18 protein-coding genes and 2 tRNA genes are annotated in these 23413 nt (G+C 70.2%); 7 read left to right on the top strand and 13 right to left on the bottom strand.

Going from position 1 to position 23413, the window contains the following annotated elements:
* Positions 1-29: 29 nt before the first annotated feature.
* The gene (locus PIQ37_RS11285; protein WP_342073539.1) at positions 30-809 is read left to right on the top strand and encodes a TIGR04290 family methyltransferase; all 780 of its coding nucleotides are present in this window, start codon (positions 30-32) and stop codon (positions 807-809) included.
* 110 nt (positions 810-919) lie between these two features.
* Here PIQ37_RS11285 and PIQ37_RS11280 read toward each other — a convergent pair whose 3' ends face one another.
* The 4 genes from PIQ37_RS11280 to PIQ37_RS11265 form a co-directional block, all read right to left on the bottom strand.
* The gene (locus PIQ37_RS11280; protein ID WP_342073538.1) at positions 920-2254 is read right to left on the bottom strand and encodes a sigma-54 dependent transcriptional regulator; all 1335 of its coding nucleotides are present in this window, start codon (positions 2252-2254) and stop codon (positions 920-922) included.
* A 230-nt stretch (positions 2255-2484) separates the two neighbouring features.
* A complete protein-coding gene (locus tag PIQ37_RS11275; protein ID WP_342073537.1) occupies positions 2485-3069 on the bottom strand; it encodes an SOS response-associated peptidase family protein in 585 nt (194 codons plus the stop codon).
* Positions 3070-3214: 145 nt separating this feature from the next.
* Complete coding sequence (locus PIQ37_RS11270) at positions 3215-4504, bottom strand: NRAMP family divalent metal transporter (protein ID WP_342073536.1); 1290 nt, start codon at positions 4502-4504, stop codon at positions 3215-3217.
* 192 nt (positions 4505-4696) lie between these two features.
* Positions 4697-4770 (bottom strand) — tRNA-Cys (locus PIQ37_RS11265).
* Between the two features lie 385 nt (positions 4771-5155).
* Between PIQ37_RS11265 and PIQ37_RS11260 the strand changes: the two genes are divergently transcribed.
* Positions 5156-6340 (top strand): hypothetical protein, encoded by a 1185-nt coding sequence (locus tag PIQ37_RS11260; RefSeq protein ID WP_342073535.1) that lies wholly within the window; start codon positions 5156-5158, stop codon positions 6338-6340.
* Between the two features lie 153 nt (positions 6341-6493).
* On the opposite strand, the gene PIQ37_RS11255 is transcribed toward PIQ37_RS11260, so the two are convergent.
* Complete coding sequence (locus tag PIQ37_RS11255; protein ID WP_342073534.1) at positions 6494-8659, bottom strand: TonB-dependent siderophore receptor; 2166 nt, start codon at positions 8657-8659, stop codon at positions 6494-6496.
* Between the two features lie 162 nt (positions 8660-8821).
* A complete protein-coding gene (locus PIQ37_RS11250) occupies positions 8822-9217 on the bottom strand; it encodes a DUF2628 domain-containing protein (protein ID WP_342073533.1) in 396 nt (131 codons plus the stop codon).
* A 105-nt stretch (positions 9218-9322) separates the two neighbouring features.
* Between PIQ37_RS11250 and PIQ37_RS11245 the strand changes: the two genes are divergently transcribed.
* Complete coding sequence (locus PIQ37_RS11245) at positions 9323-9919, top strand: STY0301 family protein (protein ID WP_342073532.1); 597 nt, start codon at positions 9323-9325, stop codon at positions 9917-9919.
* A gap of 9 nt (positions 9920-9928) precedes the next feature.
* Entirely contained in the window at positions 9929-10237 is a 309-nt protein-coding gene (locus tag PIQ37_RS11240) for a hypothetical protein (RefSeq protein ID WP_342073531.1), read from the top strand.
* Positions 10238-10583: 346 nt separating this feature from the next.
* Here PIQ37_RS11240 and PIQ37_RS11235 read toward each other — a convergent pair whose 3' ends face one another.
* The 6 genes from PIQ37_RS11235 to PIQ37_RS11210 all read right to left on the bottom strand — a co-directional run bounded on the left by PIQ37_RS11235 (position 10584) and on the right by PIQ37_RS11210 (position 20625).
* Positions 10584-12797, bottom strand: coding sequence for a hypothetical protein (locus tag PIQ37_RS11235; protein ID WP_342073530.1), 2214 nt, complete (start codon positions 12795-12797; stop codon positions 10584-10586).
* The gene (locus PIQ37_RS11230) at positions 12784-13980 is read right to left on the bottom strand and encodes a DUF3142 domain-containing protein (RefSeq protein ID WP_342073529.1); all 1197 of its coding nucleotides are present in this window, start codon (positions 13978-13980) and stop codon (positions 12784-12786) included. The genes PIQ37_RS11235 and PIQ37_RS11230 overlap by 14 nt, the downstream gene beginning before the upstream one ends.
* A 96-nt stretch (positions 13981-14076) precedes the next feature.
* A complete protein-coding gene (locus tag PIQ37_RS11225) occupies positions 14077-15750 on the bottom strand; it encodes a tetratricopeptide repeat protein (protein ID WP_342073528.1) in 1674 nt (557 codons plus the stop codon).
* Positions 15751-15901: 151 nt separating this feature from the next.
* Positions 15902-18946, bottom strand: coding sequence for a TonB-dependent receptor (locus PIQ37_RS11220; protein ID WP_342073527.1), 3045 nt, complete (start codon positions 18944-18946; stop codon positions 15902-15904).
* 64 nt (positions 18947-19010) lie between these two features.
* Positions 19011-20072 carry a FecR family protein gene (locus PIQ37_RS11215; protein WP_342073526.1) on the bottom strand — a complete coding sequence of 354 codons (1062 nt, stop codon included), beginning with the start codon at positions 20070-20072 and terminating at the stop codon, positions 19011-19013.
* Entirely contained in the window at positions 20053-20625 is a 573-nt protein-coding gene (locus PIQ37_RS11210; RefSeq protein WP_342073525.1) for an RNA polymerase sigma factor, read from the bottom strand. The genes PIQ37_RS11215 and PIQ37_RS11210 overlap by 20 nt, the downstream gene beginning before the upstream one ends.
* A 255-nt stretch (positions 20626-20880) precedes the next feature.
* Between PIQ37_RS11210 and PIQ37_RS11205 the strand changes: the two genes are divergently transcribed.
* The 3 genes from PIQ37_RS11205 (at position 20881) to PIQ37_RS11195 (ending at position 22361) form a co-directional block, all read left to right on the top strand.
* Entirely contained in the window at positions 20881-21333 is a 453-nt protein-coding gene (locus tag PIQ37_RS11205) for a hypothetical protein (protein WP_342073524.1), read from the top strand.
* 71 nt (positions 21334-21404) lie between these two features.
* Positions 21405-21854: a DUF4087 domain-containing protein gene (locus PIQ37_RS11200; RefSeq protein ID WP_342073523.1), complete on the top strand. Its 450-nt coding sequence runs from the start codon at positions 21405-21407 to the stop codon at positions 21852-21854.
* A gap of 431 nt (positions 21855-22285) precedes the next feature.
* Positions 22286-22361 (top strand) — tRNA-Gly (locus PIQ37_RS11195).
* Positions 22362-22537: 176 nt separating this feature from the next.
* Here PIQ37_RS11195 and PIQ37_RS11190 read toward each other — a convergent pair.
* Positions 22538-23332 carry a helix-turn-helix domain-containing protein gene (locus tag PIQ37_RS11190; RefSeq protein ID WP_342073522.1) on the bottom strand — a complete coding sequence of 265 codons (795 nt, stop codon included), beginning with the start codon at positions 23330-23332 and terminating at the stop codon, positions 22538-22540.
* Positions 23333-23413: the final 81 nt, after the last annotated feature.

Genomic DNA, 23413 nt, shown 5'->3' with positions numbered 1-23413 from the left:
CGCGTTCGGCGCCTTCCCGGGAGACCGCCATGCAATCCGCCGTTCCGTCCCTCGACCCGGACGATCCGATCCAGGCGCTGGGGCCGTGGTTCCACAACCTGCACCTGCCCGACGGCCGGCAGACCCTGCCGGAGCATCCCTATGGCGATTTTCCCGCCTGCAAGTGGCGGCAGATGGCCGCGCACATACCGGCCGACCTGCGCGGCTGGCGGGTGCTGGACATCGGCTGCAACGCCGGCTTCTACAGCTTCGAGCTGGCCAGGCGCGGCGCCGACGTGGTGGCGATCGACATGAACCCGCACTACCTGCGGCAGGCGCGCTGGGCGGCCGAACAGTTGGGTCTGCAGCGGCGCGTGCGCTTCCGGCAGATGCAGGTGTACGCGCTAGCGCGCGAAGCCGAGCAGTACGACCTGGTGTGGCTGATGGGCGTGCTGTATCACCTGCGGCATCCGCTGCTGGCGCTGGACATCGTGCGGCGGCTGTGCCGGCGCGCCCTGGTGCTGCAGACCATGACCATGCCGGGCGAAGAGGTGTATCCGGCCCCGCGCGACATCGGCTTGCTTGAGCGCGGCCGCATGTGCGAACCGGGCTGGCCGAAGATGGCCTTCATCGAGCATCGCCTGGCCGACGATCCGACCAACTGGTGGGCGCCGAACCATGCCGGCGTGGAGGCCATGCTGCGCAGTGCCGGTTTCGTCGTGGATGCGCGCATCGCCGAGGAAACCTACCTGTGCCGGCCGCAATCGCGGCCGCCGGGCCAGGTGGCCCCGATCGAGGACGAACTGCGCGCGGCGTGCGGCCTGCCTTAGCGCGGGACGCGTGGCTCGACGGGCCGAGTTGGGAAGCTACCTTTCGGAGCGGCTTCCGCCGCGAGGCGCGGCTGCCTTGTGACGTGGTCGCGGTGCCGCGACGTTGGCGTTCAGCGGAAATCGCGTTCGCTGCGCGACATCAGGTTGTAGATCGTGCGCACGCTGATGCCCAGGCTGCGCGCGGCGGCGGACTTGTCGCCGCCGTTGACGTGCAGGGTGCGCGCCAACATCTCCTGCTCGATCTGCTTCAGCGGCGTGCCCACGCGGAAGGTCACCTCGTCGCCCGTCGCCGCGGACTGGCCATGCGCCTCGCGCATCGGCGGCGCTGCCTCGCCCTGCAGCAGGGGCTCGACCGTCACCGCCTCGCCATCGGCGCGGTAGTAGCTGCGCGCCACCGCACTGGACAACTCGCGTACATTGCCTGGCCAACGGTGCTGGGCCAGCACCGTGCGTGAGAAGGCATCGAACTGCTTGCGCGTGCCATAGCGCCGGTTGAGCGTATCCAGCAGCGCGTCGGCGATCAGGTGCACGTCGTCGCCGCGCTCGCGCAGCGGCGGCAGTTCGATGACGTAGTGCGACAGCCGGTAGTACAGGTCGCGGCGCAGCGTGCTGGCGTCGCCGAGCAGGTCGCGGTGGGTCGCGGCGACGATGCGCACGTCCAGCTTGACCTCGGCATCGCTGCCGACCCGGGTGATCGCCCCGGTTTCCAGGCAGCGCAGCAGGTAGACCTGCAGTTCCGGCGCCATCTCGCCGATCTCGTCCAGAAACAGGGTGCCGCCCTGTGCCTGTTCGAAGTAGCCGGCATGGCGCTGATTGGCGCCGGTGAAGCTGCCGCGCTCATGGCCGAACAATTGGCTGGCGAGCAGTTCCGGCGGAATCGCGCCGCAATTGACCGCCACGAGGCGCCCACTGCGTCCGCTCGCGTCGTGGATCGCCTTGGCCAGCAGTTCCTTGCCGGTGCCGGTCTCTCCGGCGATCAGCACCGAGATGTCCAGCGGCGCGACGCGGGCGATGTCGCGCTGCACCCGCGCGATCGCCGCGCATTCGCCGACCAGGCCGAAGCGGGCCTTGCCGCGACGCGGCGGCAGTCGGCGCAGAACCTGCTCAAGCGCGGCGTCGAGCTGCGGCCACGGCGGGGGAGCCTGCAGCAGCGTGACGCTGTCGCCGGCGAGGCCGCGCCATTTCGGCATCTGCGCCTCGGTGGCCAGTAGCACGATGCGCGCATCCGAGCGGCTGGCCAGGGCGTTGATCAGCTCCATCGCGGCGACGCGCTCGGCGTCGCCGTCGAGCAGCAGCAGATCGACGCGTTGCTGTTGCAGCCAATGTCGCGCGTGCGCGATCGACGGCAGTCGGGTCAGCGCCATGCCACGGCGCAGGGAGAAGGTGGACACGTGGTCCGACAACGCAGTATTGCCATCCACGATCGCGAGTAGGGGTTTCGTCATGCGGGTTGCACTCTGCGGATCAGGTCATTCCATCGTCCTCCGCCTGTGTGAGTGCAAGGCGAAAACAGGCTAAGACGCGTCCTCATCATGCTGAAGCGGATCCAGGCCGCTTCAGCAATGTCGTCGCGCATCGCGATCTGTGCCTTCGTACGCACGGAATGTGCGGCATGCCACGTTCGTGATGCGGGATGCCGCACATCGCCTCCCCGTGGATGGACGCCCGCCTGCGCTCAGTGCGGACGCTCATACGGCAACGGGCCGCGCAGCAACGCATCGATGCTGACGAAACGCTGTGGCGGCGCGTGCCGCAGGCGCCGCAACGCTTCGCTGCCGTCGAGGTACAGCCACCCGATCACGTCGTCGGCACCGATCAGCAGCGGCACCTCGGTAGGCGGGTGCGGCGATGCCGATGCGTCGGTGAGCAGGGAGAAGCACGAGAGATGGAAGCCGTCCTGGGTCTGCATGCTGTTGCGCAGGCCAGCGGCGAACAGCGGGCCGGATGCCTCACAGATCCATGCGCCACGCGCAGCGTCGCCGGCGACGCTGAAGCCGGCGATCGGCACCAGGCAGCGTTGTGTTTCCCAGACCGCGGCCTGCGCCGCGGGCCAGGTACGCGCGCACCGTTCGCTGGTGATCAGCGGGCCCTGCGGCGCATCGCGGCGGCCGAACAGCGCGCGTTCGTTGCGCACTTCGCCGCCCCACAGCACCAGAATCTGTGCCTGCTGGCCTGCGACGATCTCGCTGGTGCGGCCGGCACTGACCGGATCCTGCACCGGCCAGGCCGGCAGACGATGTTGCAGAAAGCTGAGGATCATCGCCGTGGAGTCGGAAGGGGATGCCTTTGGAACGCAGAATGCGTGCCAGCATCTTCTTCGCCCCCGCTGCGCTGCATTGCACTGGTGCGGCATGCCAGGCGCAGCGCGCCAGCGAAAGTTTTTCAGTCACGCAGCTTTTGCGTGCCTACAGCAGCAGCGTGACCAGCAGGCAGGCGCTGGCGGCAAAGGTGACCGCCACGGTGATCCAGCCGAGCGCATTGGTGATGCGGCTGTTGACGCGGCCGCGCATCAGCGTGCGGTCGTTGCTCATCAACATCATCAGCAACAGCAGGGGCGGCACCAACATGCCCTGCACGATGCCCGACAGCACCAGCGCCTTCATCGGATTGATGCCGAGGAAGTTCAGCCCCACGGCGATCGCCGTGACCAACGCGATGGTGGCGTAGAACAGCTTGGCCTCGCGCGGCCGCGCGTGCAGGCTGCCCTGGTGGCCGACGCCCTGCACCAGGTCGTAGGCCGCGCCGGTGGTCATCACCGGCACCGCCAGGCAGCCCACCCCGACCAAGCCGAGCGCGAACAGCCACTTGGCCGCGGGACCGGCCAGCGGTTCCAGCGCGGCGGCGGCCTGCGCCGCGGTCGCGATCTCGGTCTGGCCGGAGCGGTGCAGGGTGGCGGCAGTGGAGAGGATGATGAAGTAGAGGATGAGGTTGGAGAACAGCATGCCGACCATCACGTCGCGGCGGGTACGGCGCAGTTCGCCGGTGCTGGCACCCTGGCGCGCGGCGAGGCTGCGGTGGCCTTTGGCGATCTGCTCTTCCACCTCCTGATTGGACTGCCAGGTGAAGATGTAGGCCGACAGCGAGGTGCCGATGCAGGCGACGATCATCGACAGGTACTCGCGGCTGAATTCGGCATGCGGCACGAAGGTGCCGCGCAGCACCTGGCGCAGGTCGGGGCGGGCCAGCAAGGCGGCGGCGACATAGGCGAACAGCGCCAGCGCCAGCCAGCGGAAGATCCGCTTCAGCAGGCGATAGGAACCGAAGACCTGCAGGGCGAAGATCGCCAGCGCGGTCGCGACCACGATTGCCGGTACCGGCAGCGGAATCAACAGGTTCAGCGCCGCGCCGATGCCACCAAGATTGGCTGCTGCTTCGATCACGTTGCCGATGAAGGCGCCGAGGACCGTGGGATACAGCACCCAGCGCGGATAGCGGTCGCGGATGATCGCGAACAGGCCCTTGCCGGAAACCCGCCCGAGCTTGGCCGACAGATACACCACCAGGTACATCATCGGCAGCAGCACCGGCGCGATCCACAGGAACGCGAAGCCGTAGCGCGCCCCCGCACTGGCATAGGTGCCGATGGCAGAGGGATCGTCGTCGGCGGCGCCGGTCACCACGCCGGACCCCAGCAGACGGAACAGCCCGCGCCGCCGGGTAGGCGCGGGCTCGGCGTGCGCAGCGGGTAGTGTCATCGCGATCGGCAGCTCGGGCAGAGCATCGACCCTATGCAGGCCAGCCTAAATGCGGCGTGGGCGGCGCTGCGTACGCGAAGTGAAGGCGAGGGCATGTGCAGCGCAACCGCGGCGCCAGCGCGCCAGGCGATCGCAGCGCAGGGCACAAACGCAAATGGGCCGCAGCAAGCGGCCCATGGCGTCGAAACAAGATGGAGGCCTGGGTCGGAATTGAACCGGCGTACGCGGATTTGCAGTCCGCTGCATAACCACTCTGCCACCAGGCCGGTGGACTGACGTCTTGCCGCAACGCCTGTGGCGTCCGACAAAACAAAGCCCCGCTGCCGGGGCCCTTGCGGCGGGAAGCGGACGATGCCTTGCGGCTCTCGTCCAACGCATTGATTCAAAAGATGTTTTTGAATCAGCCCGGCGCACAACGGACTGCATTGTGTACCAAGCTCCCCGGCTTGGCAACCCTGGGTTGCGCGCGGGCAGGCGTTGCCGGGATCTGGATGCACGCCTCGCGTGTGCAGGTCGCGTTGCGTCGCCACTGGAATGCCGACCACAGCGCCACGCCAGCGGCGGTAGACAAGCGCCGCATCGTGCGGATCCACGCACGATGGGCATGCTGCCGCGCTCTAGCATGGCGCAACACCCAAACGAGGCATCGCCATGAACCGATGGACACGCTGGAGCGGGGCCGCGCTATGCCTGGCCGGGAGCGCCACCGCCGCCGCGCAGACCTGCGCGCTGCAGACGCAGACGGTGGACCTGCCGCTGGCTTCCAGGGCCACGCCCAAGTTCGCCTACCAGGTGCGGGTGCAGCTCGGCAGCGATGCCGACGGCCGCAGCAAGGGCAGTCAGGTGCTGGAGGTGGATACCGGTTCCACCGGCGTGGTGGTGCCGCTGAGCGACGCGTTGCGCAGTGCCTGGGACGCGTCCAGCACGCCCGGCCACATCTTTTACTCGAGCGACAGCAAATATCACCCCGGCAAGTACGTGGACGTGCCGATGCAACTCGGTGTCTCGCCCGACGGCAAACGCGCCGCCGCGCGGGTGGACCGCATTACCGTGCTGGCCGCGCAGTGCACCTGCGATGTCGCCAGCGTAGCCAAGCAACCCAAGCCGCTGGCACAGGTGCCGGCCACCTGCGCCGGCTACGATGGCAGCCCCGCGCTGAGCAGCAGCACCCAGGTGCTGCGCAACTGCAGCACCATCTCGCCGACCTTCGGCATGATGGGCGTGGGCTATGACCGCGGCGTCGACGCCGCGCGCAATCCGTTCCTCAACCTGGCACAGATGCGCGCGCAGCGCATGAGCCCCGGCTACATCGTCAGTGCCAAGGGCATCACCCTGGGCGTCAGCCAGGCGGCGCTGAAGGGATTCGCACTGGTACCGCTGCAGCGCGGCGCCGCCAACGCCGATGCGCCGGGCGACTGGCAGGCGCCCAGTGCCTGCGCCAGCTTTCCCCGCAGCGGCAGCGACTACCGCGTCTGCGGCAAGTTGCTGCCCGACACCGGTGTGTCCTACATGATGCTCAACCCGGTGGTGCCGCCCGCCACGCCCACCAGCCTGCAACAGACCGTGGAGATCGCGGGTCACCCCACGCGGGTGGTGCCGGAGGCCACCCAACTGCGGCTCGACGTCGTCGATGCAAAGGGGCAATCGGTGTTCGGTTACAGCTTTGCGGTCGGCGATGGCAAGGCGGCGACTCCGGACAGCGTGCAGTGGCGCGGTCCGCTGAAGACGCCACCTGCGCACATCAACAGCGGCCGTCACCTGCTCGCAGCGGGCGACTACGCCTACGACGCGGCCTGCGGGCATGCGGGTTTCAGGGCGACGCAACCGGGCGATTGAGGGGCTGCGTCGCGCCCGCAGTCGCCGGTTGCCGGTGGCAGACCTGTCTGCCTGGCATGCAATGCCGCCAGCGGCACCCGAGGCGCAGCCTGCGCATCGACCTGCAGCAGACGCGGGCGCGATGGCAAAGGCTGCCATCGCGCCCGCGCTGCCTCACCAGCGATACGTGGCCGTGGTCATGACGCGTCGCTGCTCGCCGTAGTAACAGTTGTCGTAGGCGTCGCAGTTGCTGAGGTAGGTCTTGTCGGCGAGATTGTGCACGTTCAAGGCCAGGCTCCAGCGGTCGCGGTCGTAGCCGAGCAGCGCGTCGAACAGGGTGAACGCCGGCACTTCGGCGCGTGCGGCGTCCAGGTCGCCACGGTTGGCGCCGGTATAGCGCGCGCCCAGGCCGAGCCGGATGCCGCTGTCGAAGCGGTAGTCGGCCCACAGTGCCGCGGCGTGGCGCGACACCGCCGACAGCGGCTTGCCTAGCTCGCGCGGGTTGCTGCTGGCGGTCACTTCCACGGTCGGCGTGTAGCTGTAGGAGCCGATCACCTGCAGCCGCGGCAGCGGGTGCAGCGATGCCTCCAGTTCCAGGCCGCGGACCAGCGTTTCGCCGGTCTGGCGCGGGAGGAAGTCCGGGTCGTAGGTCAGGTAGTTGCGCCGGCGCAGGTCGAACACGGCGGCGCTGTACGACTGGGTGCCGCCGTCGGGTTGGAAGCGCAGCCCGGCTTCGTACTGGCGCCCGCTTTCCGGACGGAACGCACGGCCGCTCCGCGGGTCCAGCGTCGCGGTCGGCACGAAGGATTCGCTGTAGCTCAGGTACGGCGCCCAGCCGTTGTCGGCCACGTAGGTCAGGCCGGCGCGCTTGCTCGCCTTGCGTTCGACGATGTCGCTGCGGCTGCCGTCCAGGCGGCTGTCCAGCGTGCTGTCGGCGCGGTCGTAACGCGCGCCGAGGGTGAGCAGCCAGTGCTCGCGCCAGCGCACCTGGTCCTGCACGTACAGGCCGGTCTGGCTCACCGTGGCGATGCCGTCGTACCAGGGCGCCGGCATCCGGACCGGATCGCCGTAGACCGGATGGCGGATGTCCAGCGGCGTGGTGGTGCCGCCGCTGTGGCTGACCTGGTCGATGCGCGTGCGTTGGTAGTCCAGGCCGAACAGCAGCGTGTGCTGCATGGCGCCGGCGTGCAGGCGCAGCTCGAGCTGGTTGTCCAGGTTCAGCGCGTGCACCGTTTCCTTGCTGTCCGAAGCGGTGCGGTGCAGCCGGGCGAAGTTGGCCGGGTCCAGCGGATCGGCGGGGTTTTCGATGACGAAGCCGCGTCCCTGCACGCTGCGGTAGTCCACCTTCAGGCGGCCGTAGCGGACGTTCTGGCGCAGGCTCAGCACCTCGTTGACGCGGTGTTCGAACAGCGCGGCGAGCATCGCCGTGTCCAGGTCGAAGCGGTTGTAGACCGGGTCGCTCTCGAACAGGCGGCTGGGGAGATGGGTGCCGATCGCGGTCGGCACCAGCGATCCCACCGCCGGCCGCATGCGCAGGTACACGCCGGCGCGGGTGCGGCCGAACTGCGAGAGCAGGGTGAGGCGGGTGGCGTCGCTGGGCGCCCAGGTCAGCGCCGGGGCCAGGAAGCGGCGGTCGTCGCGCATGCCGCCGGCCGCCAGCTCGGCCTCGCGTGCCAGGGCGGTGAGGCGGTACAGGACGGTGCCGTCCTCGTTGAGCGGTCCGGACAGGTCGCCGGCGAGCTGGCGGCGCTGGTGATCGCCGAGCTGCACTTGCAGTTCGTGCAGTGGTTCGGCGCTCGGCCGCTTGCTGATCGCGTTGACCAGCCCGCCCGGGCCGCTCTGTCCATACAGCACCGAGGCCGGGCCGCGCAGCACCTCGATGCGCTCGGCGCCATAGCGTTCGATCGGCCAGATGCCCCAGTTGCCGTTGTTGCGCAGCGGCATGCCATCCAGGTAGAAGCCGGGCGCATAGGCGTCGAAGCCGCGCAACGAGATCCAGTCGTAGCGCGAGTCGGTGCCGTAGCGCGTGGGGATCACCCCGGGGGTGTAGCTCAGGGCGTCCTTCAGCGTCTGCGCGCCCTGGGCCTGCATGCGCGCATCATCGATCACCGACAGCGACTGCGGCGTTTCCAGCAGCGTGGTGTCGGTTTTGGTGGCGGTACTGCTGCGCTTGCCGGGGTCGCTGCGCTCGCTGACGCGCACGGTCGGCAGGGTGGTGGCATCCGTTTGCGCGTAGGCCGCGTGTGGGCCGGCCGTGGCGAGGACGGCGAGGGCGGCGGCCAGCGGTGCGACGCGGCGGGGGCGGCGCGCGAACGCCGGGCGGAAAAACGTGGGCGACATCAGGCGGCTCCTTCGTTGAAGTGCCTGTGCGCAACGAACGAAGCGCACAGGCGGAGGGAAGGGCTGCCTGGGCGTGGGCCTGGGTGGCGAGGGAATAGGATGGGTCCGCCGCCACTGCGGCGGCGGACCGATGCGCATGCAAGACGATGCGCGCGGGATCGGTTACCAGCGGATGCCTTCGAACGGGTTCCAACTGGTGCTGCCCTTCACCTTGTCCAGATAGTAGGCGTAGTTGGCGGTCATGCCGACCAGGATCGAGTAGGCGATGCCGAAGGCCCGACTGGCCGCGTCCGGAAGGAAGGCCAGCGCAATCCCGCAGCACAGCGAGATGGCGAGCAGCATCAGCGCCTTGCGCCACAACCCGATCACGAACAGGTAGATGAAGCCGAAGAAAAAGGCGAACCAGTTCATGTTGAGACGCAGCTTGTCCTTGAACGGCAGCGCTTTCATCGCTTCCTTGAAGGTCGCCGACTTGGGTTCGCCGTGGGTGTCGTAGAAGTTGAAGCGGAACTGCCATTTCGGGCTGTACTGGCTGTAGTCGTGGGTCGTGCTTTGCATCGGTGTTCTCTTCTGCGGGTGGATGGGGCGGGGGAATGCAGGGAATGGCGCCAACGCACGCGATGACGCCCGCTGCGCGTCGTGTCGTCGCGTTGACCTTTGGCGATGTCGGAGGCACCGTATGCGCGGCCTGGCGATGTGGCCTGCAGCAGTGGTCGGCTGTGCCGCCGGGCGTGCGAGGCGAAGGCCGAGGTCTTTGCCGGTCTCGATCCTGCAGCCGACAGGGAGCGTGTGATGGTGTCGAAGGGAATGTCCGCCACGGCGCGCTGCGCGCTGCCGCTGCTCATCGCCGTGCTTTCGGCCGCGCCCGCCGCGGCCAGGGAGACGCTGCAGTGCCCCGGGCGCCTGCGTATCGCCGAGGCACAGCTGCAGAGCCCCGACGTGCCGGCCGGCGCCCGCGTCGATCTCGCCGCCGCGCCGCCGCTGCGGCTGTTCTCCAGCGGTGTCTATTCCGGGCCGCCGCGCGAGATGGCTGCGCTGGTGCCGAGCAACGAGGACAGCCGTCGTCCCGGCGATGCGGGCGCGTCGATCTGGCGCTTCGATGCGCCCGATCCGCATGGCGTCTATCTGGTGTGTGGATACGGGCCTGACGGCAGGGTGCAGGTCTCCCGGCGTGTCGGCGACGTCGCGCGCTGCGAAGCGACGCCGCTGCGTCCGAGCAGCGCCGATCCGGCCGCCGGCACCCTGTTCGTGTGCGAGTGAGGCCGCGCGATGACACGTGCGCGCAAGGCCGTGGCGATCACCGCGCAGGTGCTGTCCTGGAGCGGCTATGCGTTGGGCATGCTGCTGCTGTATGCCGTGTCCGGTAGCCCGTACGCATGGGTGGACGGTACGGATCCGCAGTTGTCTTCGGCCAATTTCCAGGACAGCGGCAACGGGCGGCTGGTCGGCCTGTGCGTCCTGGGCGCGCTGCTGCTGTTGCAGGGCGTGCACGCGCTGCTGAGCCGCCGCCGCAGCGTGCGCCTGTGCTGCCTGGCGGCGATCGTGATCGCCTGCCTGGCCTGGTACTGCTGGAACTGAGCGCAGGCTCCAGGCCGGGTGTGTGCGCAACTGACGCAGGCACGCGAACGCCACGCGGCGCATGCCGCGAGCGGTGACGTCCTTGTCGCGCGTGGTGCGGTGCTGCATTGGGAGAACGGTCGTCCAGGACGGCAGAGCGGCCGGCGCCGCGTGCGTCGACGCGATTCCAGCGGTAAACAGGAAAGTCCTGTTGAAGAGACGAGCGAGGAGCGGCGATCCCTACCTTGGGGATTGGGGAGCCGGGATTGGGGATTGGTCAGGGCGGCACAGCGCGGGCCTGACGGTGTCGCCGGTGATGGCAAGCAGTGCGCTCGTGCGCGGATCGCGGCCGACCCGCGCCGCAGGCTCAGTCCTGCGGCGTTTGCGTTGCGACTTTCCGCGCCTTGCGCTGCATGCGCCGGCGCACCAGCCAGGCTGCCGCGGCCAGCAGCGCCAGGCCGGCCGCGCCCAGGGCGAGCCGATGCGTGTGCACTAAGTGGCGTACGGCCTGGCCGCGCTCGATCCACAGGCGCCGCCGCGCGCCCTCGAAATCCGGCGTCTCGCAGGCGCCCACGCCGAACACATAGGCCTTGCCGGGCACCGGATTCAGTGCGCCGTGCGCGACATAGCGCTGATAGGACCGACGCGCCTGCGCGGGGTCGAGCGTGATCAGCCAGTCGGTCGCCTGGCACAGCACGGCGGCGTAGGCCTGGCTGCGTGCGGGCAGGTCGTCGGCGGCGCGATCGGCCAGGGCGGCGGCGATCCAGCGATAGTGGTAGCGGCGGTAAGGCTGCGCGGCGGTGGCGTTCCAGCGCTGCGCTTCGGCGGCGGCGATCAGGCCGCCGGGGCGCAGCTGCGCATGCGCCGTGGCTTCGGCATAGTTGCCGGCGTAGACCCGGTTGTCCGGCCCCAGTTCGTAGCCCAGAAGTTCCATGCCCTGGCGGCGCGCGATCAGGGCAGCCCGGTAATTGCCCTCGGCGCGGCCGATGCCGGTCCAGGCCGATGTGCCTTGCCGCCGCGCATCGCGATAGCGGCGTGCCGCCTCGCGCAATTCGGGCTGGGCGAAGTAGGGCAGCGCATCGTCGTAGCGGCCGTCGCGCATCAGCCGGCGTGCCAACAGCTCGCGCAGTTTCAGGGCCGGCGTCCGTTCCCAATACTCCGGCGCCGCGTTCGCGGTGGCCGGCGGCGTGGCGGGCACGTGGCGATCCACGTAGTCCTGCAGTTCCTGCACGGTGAGGACGCGCTCGGCGACCGCGGCGGCGTCTTCCCAGTAGAGGTCGCCGCTGCGGTACAGCTGTGCCAACGCCTCCACGTAGCTGCCGCGTTGCAGCGCCAGGATCGCCGCTTCGCCCTCGATGCGGCACTGCGGTTTGAGCGTCTCGTTGCTCCAGTCGCCATTGCGGCGCGTGCCCCATTCCTCGTTCGGCGGAAAGCGCCGGGATGCCTGCGCGTAGGCCTGTGCGGCACGCGCGGCGTCGCCGTCGCGCAGTGCCATCTTGGCGCGCAGCCACCAGGCCAGGCCGCTGTCGCCGGCGTGTGCGAGCAGGCGCGCGGTGCCGGGGTAATCGCCCTGGCGATAGGCCAGCGCGGCCAGGCGATCGGCGTCTTCCATCGGATCGCCCGCGGCGTCCTGCAGCAGGTTCAGGAAGCGCGCCGAGGACAGCACGCTGCCGGAGTCGGCATCGAAGGCGTGGCTGTCGCTGAGCAGCCGGGCGATCAACAGCCGCCGCACCGCCTGCCCTTGCAACAGCGGCGCCAGTTCGGCATCGCTGCGGCGGGCGAGATCGGCGGCCACCTGCTTGAGCGAACTCAGGCCGGTGTCCGATCCCTGTGCCGCCTGCACCGCGTACAGGTCGATCGCGCCGTTCCAGTCGCCGCTGGCGAGCAGCAGACGCGCCTCCTCGCCGAGGCTGGCGATGCCCAGCTCCAGCGGATCGTCGAATCCGGCCAGGCGCAACGCGCGGGTCTGCTGGAAGGCCTGCCGCGCCTGCTGCCGGTACGCCTGCCGCTGCGGCGCGGCATCGCCGGCCAGCGCGCCGTCGGCGGCCAGCGCCAGGCTGCGTCCCAGCGAATAGGCGGCCCACGTGCTGCGCGCCCGGCGCTGTGCCTCGGGCAGGGCCAGCACCTGGCGAAAGTAGTCCGCGGCCGACGGATAGCGGCCCTGCGCGAACGCCACCGCGCCGGCGGTGTACAGGCGCAGTTCCGGCGGCAGGTCGGCGCCGTCGCGTTCGGCCTGCTGCGCATCGTCCAGCGCGCGCAGTTGTTCGATCCGCGCGAACCGTGCGGCGCCCAGTTGCCTGCGTTCGACGTCGTCGCGCTGTTGCGGGAACTGCGCGCCGGCGTCCCAGTAGCGCGGCAGGGTCGCCGTGCCCGCGCGGCCGAGGCCGGCGATCGGTGCGCCCAGGCGCTGCACTTCGCGAGCGAAGCTGCCTTCGGGCAATTGCGCCAGCGCGCCGGCACGGTCGTCGAGCAGGCGGTACGGGAACTCCGGGCCGCACGCGCGGGCGCCGCCCAGCGGCAGCAGGAGCAGCATCAGCGCGGCGGCAAGCGTGGCCGCGGGTCGGGAATCACGGCAGGACATCGATGGCACCTGTGTGCAGGCGGCGGCAGCGGACCCAGCCGAGTGCACGGCGTTCTCCGGCGGCCAGGGTTTGGGATGCGCGAGTGCGTTCGAAGCGGGGCGACGGTGCCGGCCATTGCAGGCGGTAATCGCCGAGTGCGTCGCCGGCCTCGCAGGCGCTGCCACGCAGGACCACGCGCTGCGGCGGCGTGGCCGCGGTCGTGCCATCGTTCGCGAGCGTCAGGTCGTAGACCGGGCCGGTGCCGCTGGCCTGCACCTGCACGGCGGTCTGGAGCGGACGTCCGTGCACCACGGCCTGCAGTGTCGCCAGCGGCCAGGCGCGGCGGTCGCCCGGCAGCGGCAGGCGGAACCAGACGATGCCGGCCAGGTGCGACGGGCGGCGCGCACTCAGCGCATCGACGAAGGCGGCGAGCTGCTGCGGCGACACGCGCAGTTCGCGGCGTGCGCCGCTCGCCGCCAGCGGTACCTCGCTTTCGATCAGCGGTGCGGCGTCGGCGTCGGTGCCGTCGACCAGGGCCACGCCGTAGGCCGGCAGGGCCAGCCAGAACGGCGTGGCGCTGCGCTGGGCGTAACGGTCGGCCCAGCGCCGCGCCCGTGCCGGATCGAACAGGCCGGTCGTCGGTGCGTCCACCGCATGCACCTGCAGCACCGAGCTGTCGACCGTGCGCAGCAGCGACGTCAGCGCGGGGCTGTCCAGCCAGGCGGGCAGAGTGGTGATGCTCAGCGCCAGGTCGGCCGGCAGCGCGCCGCGCAGTTGCCGCAGCAGCGCCGCATAGGCGGGCAGACGCGCGGTGGCGCAATCGTGGTCGATCTCCACGCCGCGCAGCGCCACGCCGGCGGCGCGCCAAGTGCGCACCACCTGCAGCACCTCGGCGTCGATGCGCGTCGCGTCCAGTTGCGGCAATTGCCCGTCCAGCCGCACCACCGCAATCACCGGGCGGCCATCGGCGGCGAGCTGCCGCAGATCCACCGCGGCGCGGCCCCAGCCGGCGCGCGGATGCGCCTGCAGCGCGAGTACGCGCAGCGCCGAGAAGTCCGCCCGGGTCTGTGCCAGCGCCACCGCGTGCGCGCCACTCCATTGCCGCTGCCAGACGTAGACCTGGTGTTCCAGCGGTGCAGGGGCCGATGCCGCGCAGCCACCAAGCAGCAGACTCAGCCCGAGCAGCGCGCAGCGCAGCGACACGACAGCTGCGTCAGGACACGCACGGCCGCATGCGGCCGCGGCACGGGAATGACGCCGTTAGGCTGGCAGTGCCCGGAACGGGGCATGCCGTGGCGGTCACGAGAACAGTCGTCCGAACAAGCCCTTCTTCGGCTTGGCGGCCAGTTGCCTGGCCAGCGCGTAGCTCTCGCGCACGTCCGCACGCTCGTGCAGCGCCAGCGAGCGCTCGAAGGCGGCGACCGACGCGGGATAGGCACCGAGGTTCATGTGGCAATTGGCTTCCATCATGTACAGCTGCGCCGCCGAGCCGGCGTCCGCCTGCACCACGGCGTCGTCGAGCAGGGCGCGTGCCGCGTCGCAGGCCGGCAGTGCGCTGCGGTAGTCCTTGAGCACGTAATGGCAGTTGGCCTGGTAGTAGTGCGTGTAGAAGTCGTCCGTGCCGTCGCGCTGCACGGCGAGGAAGTCCTGCAGTGCGGCCTTGGCGTCGGGCAGATAGTACAGCAGCAGGTAGCCGCGCCCGTGCCGCGCGCGCTTGAGCGCCTGTAGGTCCTGCTGCTGCGAGGCCTGGGTGATCAGCGTGCCGTACGCGTCGACCGCGGCCGGGTAGTCGCGCGCCTCGCTCAGTGCGCTGGCGTGCACGAACAGCGTGTCCAGGTCGTGCGGATTCGCCTCCGCTGCCGCCCGCGACAGGGCGGTATCCACGTGCTCCGGCTGCAGCCGGCCCAGCGCCCGCGCCGCGGTGAGACGGTGGTGCGCCTGCACCAGCGCATACATCCGCAGCAGTTCCGGATCGTCCTGGGCGTCGTCGGGCAACGCCTCGAACTCTTCCTGCGCCGCATCGGCGATTTCCAGCACGTCGGCATGGCGGCCGACGCGATTGAGATGGCTGCATGCCGCTTGCGCGCAATCCAGGAACAGCGGCGTGTCCAGTTCGTAGTCCATCATCAGGGTCAGCGCCAGATCCGCAGCCTCGGCGTGCATGCCCTGGTGGCGATAGGCCTCGCGCAGGTTCTGGTGCAGGAACTGGAACTGGCTGTGGCGCAGCCCTTCTTCGAGGATGGCCTGCGCCTGTGCGTACAGGCCCCGGTCCAGGTACAGCAGGCCGAGGTTGTTGCAGCACATCGCGAAGGTATGCGTGTCGGTATTGCACGGGGCGGCGTCGCCCAACTCCAGGGCCTGCCGGAACAGCGTGGTGCCGTGCTCGTAGAGGGCGAACTGCACCGCGTCGACGTAGCCGGCATCGGCCGGCTCCATCCCGGCGTGTTTCCATTTGCCGATGGAGACGCCGGCACCGTAGTAGTGGCAGGCGTTGCCGTCGCGGAAGTCCAGCTGCAGCAGCTGCGGCGACTGCCCGGCAGGCAGCGATTCCATCTCGAACAGGCGGACCTGCAGGTCCACCTGCGGCTGCAGCGCATGGGCGTTGCGGTAGGCGCTGATCGCCGCGGCGGGTTCGTCCAGCCAGTAGTGCGCGCTGCCGAGCAGGCGGTGCGCCTCGGCGTCGTGAGGGGCTAGGCCGATCGCGCGTCCGGCCCACTCGGCGACGGTACGCAGCGCCTGCTGGCGATCGCCGGTGAAGTGCGCGCTGCGGTCGAGGTAGATCAGGCACTTCAGCCGCCATGGCGCCGGGTCGCCCGGCGTGGCCTGGATCCGGGCGTCGCAGCGCTGCATCAGCACATCGAGGTCGGCCTCCTGCAGATGGTTGAGCACGGTCGTGCCGGACCACAGCCTGTACAGGCCGTCGACGTCGTCTTGGCGAAGGGCGGCCATGCCGCGTTGGATCAGGGTCTGCATGCAGCGGATGCTCCGGAAAGACGGTGCGGGACCCGGCAGCAGCGCGCGGCAGCGTCTCCCGCAGGGCGACGTTGCGGTAGATAGACGAGCCAGCTGCGGTTTTCCCTACCGCGACCGCGGTGCGCCCGGCGCCGGTTACGCTGCGTCGCCGCTACGGCGCCGCCCCGAAGCGCCGGCTGTACTGCACGAACAGCTGGCGGCCGACGGTGTCGAACCAGGACAGGTCGTAGAACGGATACACGACGGCGCTGCGATCGCGCGGCGGCATCGCATCGAACAGGTTGGTGGCGCCCAGGGACAGCCTGGTGCGTGCGTCGAGCCGGTAGTCCACGGTGGCGTTGACGCGGTAGCTGGCGCCGATCCAGGGCGACAGGCCGCTGCTCGGGTCGTAGGTGCCGGTGGAGGACGCCCAGCTGGGCAGGCGCCCCAGCCGCTGCGCGTGCACGGTCGCCGACCAGGCCTGGCGCGACCAGGTCAGGCTGGCGCTGGCTTTGGTGCGCGGCATGTCGACCCCGCTGTTGATCGCGAACGCGTCCTGCATCGGCTCGCCGGCATAGAGTTGGGTGCGGTACTGGCGGACCCAGGTGTAGGCGAGCGCGGCATCGAAGGTGCCGAAGCGGGTGTCGCGTTGCCCATGCAGCAGCGCATCGAGGCCGCTGGTGGTGGTGCGGGCCAGATTCAGCGGACCCAGCGCCACGGCGTACAGCCGTCCGTCTGTCGTGCGGATGACCCGGGCGACGCTCTGCTGGCAGGCGGCCGAGGCGAGCGGGCGGCGGCCCAGGCGACAGTCGGCTTCGTCGCGCAGCGCGCGGTCGGCGGACAGGTCCTGGACCTGGTCGCGCAGGTCGATGGCGAAGTAGTCCAGGCTCAGGTCCAGCCCCTGCCGCGGCGACCACACCAGCCCGGCGGTCCAGGAACGGCTGGTCTCCGGTTTCAGGTCCAGGTTGCCGCGGCGCCGGCGCAACAGTGGCGCGTTGTCGAAACGGCAATCGGCCGCCACCACGGCGGCGTCTTCGCGGGCGCAACGGAGGTAGTCCGTGCCCTGGCTTTCGTCGATGCCTTCGCCGGCATACAGGTAATGCAGGTCGGGCGCGCGGAACGCCAGGCCCTGCGAGGCGCGCAGCAGCAGGCCTTCGCTCGGCCGCCACTCCAGGCCGGTGCTCCAGGTGAAGCGGCCGATCTGCCGGCCGGAATAGGCATAGCGGTCGTAGCGCACCGCGCTGTCCACCGTCAGCGATTCCAGCAGCGGCAGGCGCAGTTCCGCGGCGAGTGCCCAACGCCGGCGCTGGCCGGCGCCGTCGGCATCGCGCCAGCTGTAGTAGTAGGACTGCGTCGCCAGCGGGTCGGGGTGCAGGGCATAGGCCTGCTCGCCGGCTTCGGCGGTGAGCGCGAGGCCGGCATCGCCGCCGCGCAGGCCGAACAGCGCCGGTTGCCGCAGGGTCACTGTGGCGGCGTCGATCCGCGTTTGTGGGCGGTAGGTGGTGCGCGCGGCGATCGCGGCGTACTCGGCCGGCGTCAATGCGGTGTACAGCCGCGCCGGATCGGCTTCGAAACTCGGATAGCCCGAGCGCGGGTCCACGCCGACCTGGTCGCCGAGGAACCAGGCATTGGCGCGCGCGGCGACGATCTGCGGCCAACGGGTGCGCAGCCGTGCCTGGGAGTGGCTGAGCACGGCCTCGTAGGACCAGCCGTCGTCGCCGAGCGCGCCCTTCACGCCGGTCGCCACGCTCAGGCGCTGCTGCCGGTTGCGGACCATGCCGACCGCCAGGCCACCCATTTCCTCGGGCGTGAACTGTCGGTTCCAGTACTCCACCTGCGCGGTGCGCCGGTTGTAGAAATAGCCTTCTTCGTTGCCGTCCGGGCGCATGTAGGCCCAGGTCTGCACGCCGCGCATCAGCGCGATGTCCTGCAGGCCCAGTTGCAGGTCGGCGAACCACTCGGCGCGCTCGCCCAGGGCGCGATGCAGCGTGGCATAGGCATCGACGCTGCGCCGGCGATGCAGCATGGTGCCGTAGGCAATGGCGCGGGAACTGCCGCAGTAATAGCCGGGCAGGCCGCCGGCACCGGCGCCGTCGCGCGCGCTGTAGCCGGTGTCGTGCCCGTTGAGCGAGGCCAGCCGTGCGCAGGTCGCGGCGCCGGGGTCGAGATAGACGTCGTCGGCATCGGTGCGCAGGAACGTGCGCCGCGGTGCGGTCGCGCGTGCAGTGGGGGCGTCGCTGCTGGAGTCCTGGCGGGCGCGCTGGTAGGCCCACAGCGGCTGTTGCAGATTCGCCTCGATGCCGACCAGGCCGGACAGCACCTGGCCGGAGAAACCGTGGGTGAAGCTGGCCTGCAGCGTGCGCGCATCGCCGCGGCTGCTCTGGCCGGCACGGGCGTCCACGGTGGTGCCGTCGGCGTCGCGCTTGAGCAGGATGTTGATCACCCCGGCGATCGCGTCGGAACCATAGATCGCCGAGGCGCTGCCGCTCAACACTTCGACGCGCTCGACCATGGCCAGGGGCAGGCTGGCCACGTCGACGAAATTGCTGCGGCCATTGAACGGCAGCGGAAAGTCCGCGACGCGGCGGCCGTTGATCAGCACCAGGGTGTGGTTCGGGCCCAGCCCGCGCAGGCTCACCTGTTCGGCGCCGGGCGTGTAGTCGGCGCCGCTGGCCGACTGCTGGCTCTGGGTCTCGCCGCCGTTCTGGGTCAGCGCACGCAGTACGTCCGGCAGGCGGCGGAAGCCGTTGGCGCGGATCTGCTCGGCATCGATCGCCGTCACCGGCGCCGGCCCTTCCAGTTGCGCGCGTGGGATCCGCGAGCCGGTCACCTGCAGTGGGGCGAGCTGCGCCGGCACCGCGGCGGGCGAGGTCTCCGCGGGCGTCGGTGCAGCGGCCGGCGCGGCGACCGCCGCCTGTCGCCGCAACACGATGTCGGTGCCTGCGCGCTGCGCCTGCAGGCCGGTGCCCTGCAACAGCGCGTCCAGTGCCTGCAGCGGGTCGGCGATGTCGTGCACGCCGCGCGTGGACAGGTCGCGGACCAGGTCGGGTCGATACAGCAGTTGCAGGCCGGCCTGCCGCGCCAGCGTGTTCAGCGCCGGCGCCAACGGCCCGGCCGGGATATCGAAGCCGCCACCCGGTTGCGCGATCGCCGACGCGGTGACCGTGGCGAGCAGCGTGCACCATATGCGTCTTCGGTGGATCGACCGCTGCGGCATACGCATCTCCTGGTGGCGCGACGGGGCGGGGAGGGGCGGGCCGCTGCAAGGCACGCCGCAGCGGCTAACGGCGGTGCAGAATCACCGCTTCCGCATGCGGTTCCATGCGTACCGGATATTCGCGTTCCAGCAGCCGCGCGAAGCCCTCCAGGTCGTTCCAGCGGATGCTGCCGCTGATCCGCAGCGCATGCAGTGCCGGATCGGCCAGCACCAGCGGACGCCGGTTGAAGCGGTTGATCTCGGCCACCGCCTGCGGCAGCGTCACATCGTCGAAACTCAGGTAGCCCTGGCGCCAGTCCAGTTGCCGCTGCGCCTCGGCGATGCTGGTGCGGTGCACGCGCGCGCCCCGCGGGCCGGCCGTGGCGATGCTGCCGGCGGGCAGCAGTACGGCCTGCGTGCGGTCGGCGGCGCCGGGATCCTCCAGGCGCACCAGGCCCTCGGTCACCACCACGCGCAGCGCGTCGCGGTCCTGGCGCACGTCGAAGCGGGTGCCGACCGCGACCACGCGGCGCGCGCCGCTCTGCACCACGAACGGCCGCGCCGGGTCCTTGCGAACCGCAAAGAACGCCTCGCCCCGCTGCAGCGCCACCCGGCGCGCCTGCGGCCCGATGCTGGCCTCGAGCAGGCTGTCGCTGCTCAGCGTCGCCTGCGAGCCATCGGCGAGGGTGACGGTGCGCAGTTCGCCGATCTCGGTGCGATAGGCCTGGGCGGTCGGTACCGCGGGCGCCAGGCGCAGATACAGGCCGGCGGCGACCGCGACGCTGGCCGCAGTGCAAAGCGCGGCCAGCAGCCAACCGTGGCGCCGGGTGTCGGCGCGTCGGCGTGCGGAAGCGGGGCGCGCGACGACCGGCATCGGCAGCGGCGACGGGAGCGACGGCCCCGGCGTCACCGCCAGGCCGGTCGTCAGGCCGCGCGGTGCCGGTTGCCCGGCGGGAATGCCTGCGCCGAGCGCACGCAGGCGCGCGGCTTCGTTCCAGGCCACGTCCAGGCGCAGGAACGCCACCCGGTGCGCGGTGGACGCCTCGAGCCATGCGTCGAGTTCGGCCTGATCCGCCGCGCTCCACGTGCCGCTCTCGCGTCGCGTGAGCCACTGCGCGGCCAGCGCCTCAATCGCCCAGCTTTCCATCTTGCGCTTCCTGCAGCATCACGGGCATCGGCGCGGCGGTCACCACCGCGCCATGGAAATGATCGGCGAGCAGGCGCACGCCCTTGGCCATGTGTTTTTCGACGGTCTTCTCGCTGATGCCCAGTCGCACCGCCACCTCCTTCTGCGACAGTTCCTCCACCCGGCGCAGCCAGATTACCTCGCGGCAACGGTCCGGCAGCCGGTCCAGTGCGTGGGCCAGCCGCGCCAGCACCTGGCGGCCGCCGAGCCAGCGCTCCGGCGAGCGTTCCTCGATCAGGACGTTCAAGTCGTCCGGATTCCCGACCGCCTCGATGGAAACGATGCGGCTGCGCCGCACCCGGTCGGCCATCAGGTTGCGCGCGGTGGCGAACAGGAACGCCTGCGGCGTGTCCGGCAAGGCGCGTCGCGCCGCTTCGTAGACGCGGATGTAGACCTCCTGGCGCAGATCGTGGATTTCCTGCGGATGCGGCCAGCACCGCATCAGGTAGGCGACCAGCGCCGACTCGTGGGCGAGGACGTGCTGCGCGAACCAGCGGTCCAGTTCAGTGGCCATGGCCCGGCTCTATGCAGGAGTTCCACACACGACCGGCGCGGCGCAGGCGATGGGCCTGCGCGTCGCTGCCCGGAGGGGGCGTCGCCGATGGCGCCAGGCAACCGCCATGGCGGTCAAGCAGGGTGCGTTCCGTCACTCTCGCTGCTCCTCGATCCGCTGCCATGGGGGAAGCGGCGGTCTGCTTCGTCTATTCCAGCACGGGCCGAGGCGATCGGCCCGCTCATCCCCCCTAGTTTCCCACCAAGGACCCGGCCAATGCACCTGCTGTCCCGTTTGCGTCACCACACCTTCGCCCTGCTGCTGTGCGCGCTGCCGCTCGCTGGCGCCACGGCCATCGCGCACGCCGAGCCGGCGCGGCCGGAGGTGGCCAAGCAGGTCAAGGCCTACGCCTCGGCCGATGGCGTCAAGGTGTCCACGCTGCGCTACGGGCCGCGCGAGCGCCAGCAGGCGTTGATCCAGGTCATGGATGCGGACAGCGCCATCGACGGCAAGATCCTGCTCGCCAGCACGCGCACCACCGACCGGGACACCCGCTATACCGTGCAACTGGACGGACGCCCCTACGTGCTGCTGATCGTCAGCGAAGCCGCGGGCGAGCTGTACGTGCCGGGCACGCCGAAGCCGACCTCGGTGCGTTACGACGCGGACCTGTCGGCGCAGAGCAACCCGGAGCACTATTTGACCGATTACCAGGAGCAGGGTCACTGACAGGCGGCATCGGCGCTGTGCCTTGCCGCCTGTGGCGGCCTCCCGGCAGCGCCGGCAGACGCCGATTTGCGATGATGCCGGTCTCGTCCCTCGATCCTGATGTCATGAATCCATCGCGACCTGTTTTGCGTTTCGCAAGCGTGTTCGGTGCGGCCCTGGTTGCCATGACCGGCCTGTGCGCTGTCGCCGATGCCGCGCCGCCTGCCGGTGCCGTCACGCGCTGCGGCTGGTTCGACAATCCCTCGCCAGGCAACGCCACGCTCGTGGACAAGGACGGCGAGTGGACGGTCGGCCAGCAGGGCGGGCACCAGGCCGAGGGCACATGGCCGACGTTTTCCCAGGCGCGTTGGGTGGCGACCGGGACGGGCAGCGCCGGCTACGGCTGCGCCTGCCTGAAGGTGCGTGTGCGTGACGACACCCGCGAAGTGACCACGATCGTGTCGGCGACGGCCCAGCCCTTGAAGACCTGCCGGCAGGACAAGGGGCTGCGGGGCAGGGAGCCGGAGAATCCGCTGAAGTAGCGCCTTGGTTCCGTGCCGGGTTGCCGGCGCGATGCCATCGGGGACGCGTTGCCGCCGAGAAGGCGTATCGCGAGGCAGGCTGACCGCCGGTTCCAATGCCACGGGGAGCGTCTTGCTGTTTGCGTCGGAAAGACGCCGCTAATGTTTCCGGCAGTGGGGTTCCGATTCAGCGAGGCGGCAGTGCCCAGCCGAATGCCGCCATGGCCACCGTTCGGTGCGTTCGGGTTTGGACGGCCGGGGTTGCGTGTGGCATCGGCCGGCGGCCGCCCGACCCGGCGCGCACAGGCCGCTGCCGATCCGACCCCGCCGCAGAAACGCGAGCCGGAAGGGCCGAATCGCGACCTGGCACCGTGCCGGCCGGCGTCGGACATTTTTTTGCAACGAAGGGCTAGCGCACCTCCGGGGAGGCGTGTAGAATGCGCGGCTCCCAAGCGGGAATAGCTCAGTTGGTAGAGCGCAACCTTGCCAAGGTTGAGGTCGCGAGTTCGAGTCTCGTTTCCCGCTCCAAATTGCGTCACGTGCCTCTTGCGAGGCGAGTGAAATCCCGAAAAAAGGAGCCTCGGCTCCTTTTTTCGTTTCCGCGATTCGGTTTTTTATCAGTTGCCGGCAGAACGCCGGACCAAGCCTCGCAGCAGACCCCGCGCGACGAGGTGCCTGGCATCCTGGACATGCCCGACGTTCGGTCACGCAAGCGAGCCGGCGAGGAGCGCCTGCCTGGTCGCATCGTCGGCGGGGTAGAAGCATTCCAGCGTCAGCTCGGCCAGAGTCACGTCGGTTGCGGTGCCGAAGACGGTGGTGGTGGACAGAAACGACAGGATGTTTCCACTTCCTCCGCTGCGGATCGAAAGCGGCACCGCGATCCGTGCGGTAGGCCCGGGTGGACGATCGCCGGCCGGGCAGGGGAACCCGTTGAGTTCGGCATGTAGCGTTTCGAGCGCTGGATCGGCCGACTGGTCGATCTCGAGGCGAAGCCGGGCCAGCAGATGGTGCCGCCATTCGGCCAGGTTGACGATGCATGGCGCCAGGCCGTTGGGGTGGAGGGTGGCGCGCAGCACGTTGACGGGCGTGGCCAGCAACGTCGGATCGATGCCGACCAGCAGCGCGGTCGCCGCCTCGTTGGCGCGCACCAGGTTCCAGTGACGGTCGACCGCAAGGGCGGGAAACGGGGCGTGCGCGCGTAGCACCGCGTCGATGGCCGCCAGCGCGGCCGCCATGTCGGGTGTGTCGAGGGCGCGCTCGCCATGCACTGGCGCGTATCCCGCCGCGTGCAGCAGCCGGTTCTGTTCCCTGAGCGGCATCGCCAGCGGTTCGGCCAGGCGCAGCAGCAGGTCGCGGCTGGGGGCCGCTCGCCCGCTCTCGACGAAACTTAGATGCCGCGTGGACACCTCTGCCGCGCAGGCCAGATCGAGTTGGCTCAGCCGGCGCCTGGCCCGCCAGTCGCGCAGTACGTCGCCAACAGTGATCGCGCGTGTGGTCATGTCCTCATCCTACCGACGTGCGGCGGTGGTGCCATTACCTGCGAGGTAATCGCATCGGCCGAGCGGCATCGGCATGCTCGA

Source organism: Xanthomonas protegens, from assembly GCF_038442435.1.
Classification (GTDB): Bacteria; Pseudomonadota; Gammaproteobacteria; order Xanthomonadales; family Xanthomonadaceae; genus Xanthomonas_A; species Xanthomonas_A sontii.
The sequence above is the reverse complement of the archived record's forward strand: the minus strand, read 5'-3'. Positions and strand labels throughout refer to the sequence as shown.

What these genes read in the sequence shown, in the direction of transcription:
- PIQ37_RS11270 (WP_342073536.1), bottom strand. Translation starts at nt 4,504, where the DNA reads ATGACACTACCCGCTGCGCACGCCGAGCCCGCGCCTACCCGGCGGCGC.
- PIQ37_RS11255 (WP_342073534.1), bottom strand. Translation starts at nt 8,659, where the DNA reads ATGTCGCCCACGTTTTTCCGCCCGGCGTTCGCGCGCCGCCCCCGCCGC.
- PIQ37_RS11225 (WP_342073528.1), bottom strand. Translation starts at nt 15,750, where the DNA reads ATGCAGACCCTGATCCAACGCGGCATGGCCGCCCTTCGCCAAGACGAC.
- PIQ37_RS11215 (WP_342073526.1), bottom strand. Translation starts at nt 20,072, where the DNA reads ATGGAAAGCTGGGCGATTGAGGCGCTGGCCGCGCAGTGGCTCACGCGA.
- PIQ37_RS11250 (WP_342073533.1), bottom strand. Translation starts at nt 9,217, where the DNA reads ATGCAAAGCACGACCCACGACTACAGCCAGTACAGCCCGAAATGGCAG.
- PIQ37_RS11275 (WP_342073537.1), bottom strand. Translation starts at nt 3,069, where the DNA reads ATGATCCTCAGCTTTCTGCAACATCGTCTGCCGGCCTGGCCGGTGCAG.
- PIQ37_RS11285 (WP_342073539.1), top strand. Translation starts at nt 30, where the DNA reads ATGCAATCCGCCGTTCCGTCCCTCGACCCGGACGATCCGATCCAGGCG.
- PIQ37_RS11200 (WP_342073523.1), top strand. Translation starts at nt 21,405, where the DNA reads ATGATGCCGGTCTCGTCCCTCGATCCTGATGTCATGAATCCATCGCGA.
- PIQ37_RS11260 (WP_342073535.1), top strand. Translation starts at nt 5,156, where the DNA reads ATGAACCGATGGACACGCTGGAGCGGGGCCGCGCTATGCCTGGCCGGG.
- PIQ37_RS11245 (WP_342073532.1), top strand. Translation starts at nt 9,323, where the DNA reads ATGTCGGAGGCACCGTATGCGCGGCCTGGCGATGTGGCCTGCAGCAGT.
- PIQ37_RS11210 (WP_342073525.1), bottom strand. Translation starts at nt 20,625, where the DNA reads ATGGCCACTGAACTGGACCGCTGGTTCGCGCAGCACGTCCTCGCCCAC.
- PIQ37_RS11220 (WP_342073527.1), bottom strand. Translation starts at nt 18,946, where the DNA reads ATGCCGCAGCGGTCGATCCACCGAAGACGCATATGGTGCACGCTGCTC.
- PIQ37_RS11240 (WP_342073531.1), top strand. Translation starts at nt 9,929, where the DNA reads ATGACACGTGCGCGCAAGGCCGTGGCGATCACCGCGCAGGTGCTGTCC.
- PIQ37_RS11235 (WP_342073530.1), bottom strand. Translation starts at nt 12,797, where the DNA reads ATGTCCTGCCGTGATTCCCGACCCGCGGCCACGCTTGCCGCCGCGCTG.
- PIQ37_RS11280 (WP_342073538.1), bottom strand. Translation starts at nt 2,254, where the DNA reads ATGACGAAACCCCTACTCGCGATCGTGGATGGCAATACTGCGTTGTCG.
- PIQ37_RS11205 (WP_342073524.1), top strand. Translation starts at nt 20,881, where the DNA reads ATGCACCTGCTGTCCCGTTTGCGTCACCACACCTTCGCCCTGCTGCTG.
- PIQ37_RS11190 (WP_342073522.1), bottom strand. Translation starts at nt 23,332, where the DNA reads ATGACCACACGCGCGATCACTGTTGGCGACGTACTGCGCGACTGGCGG.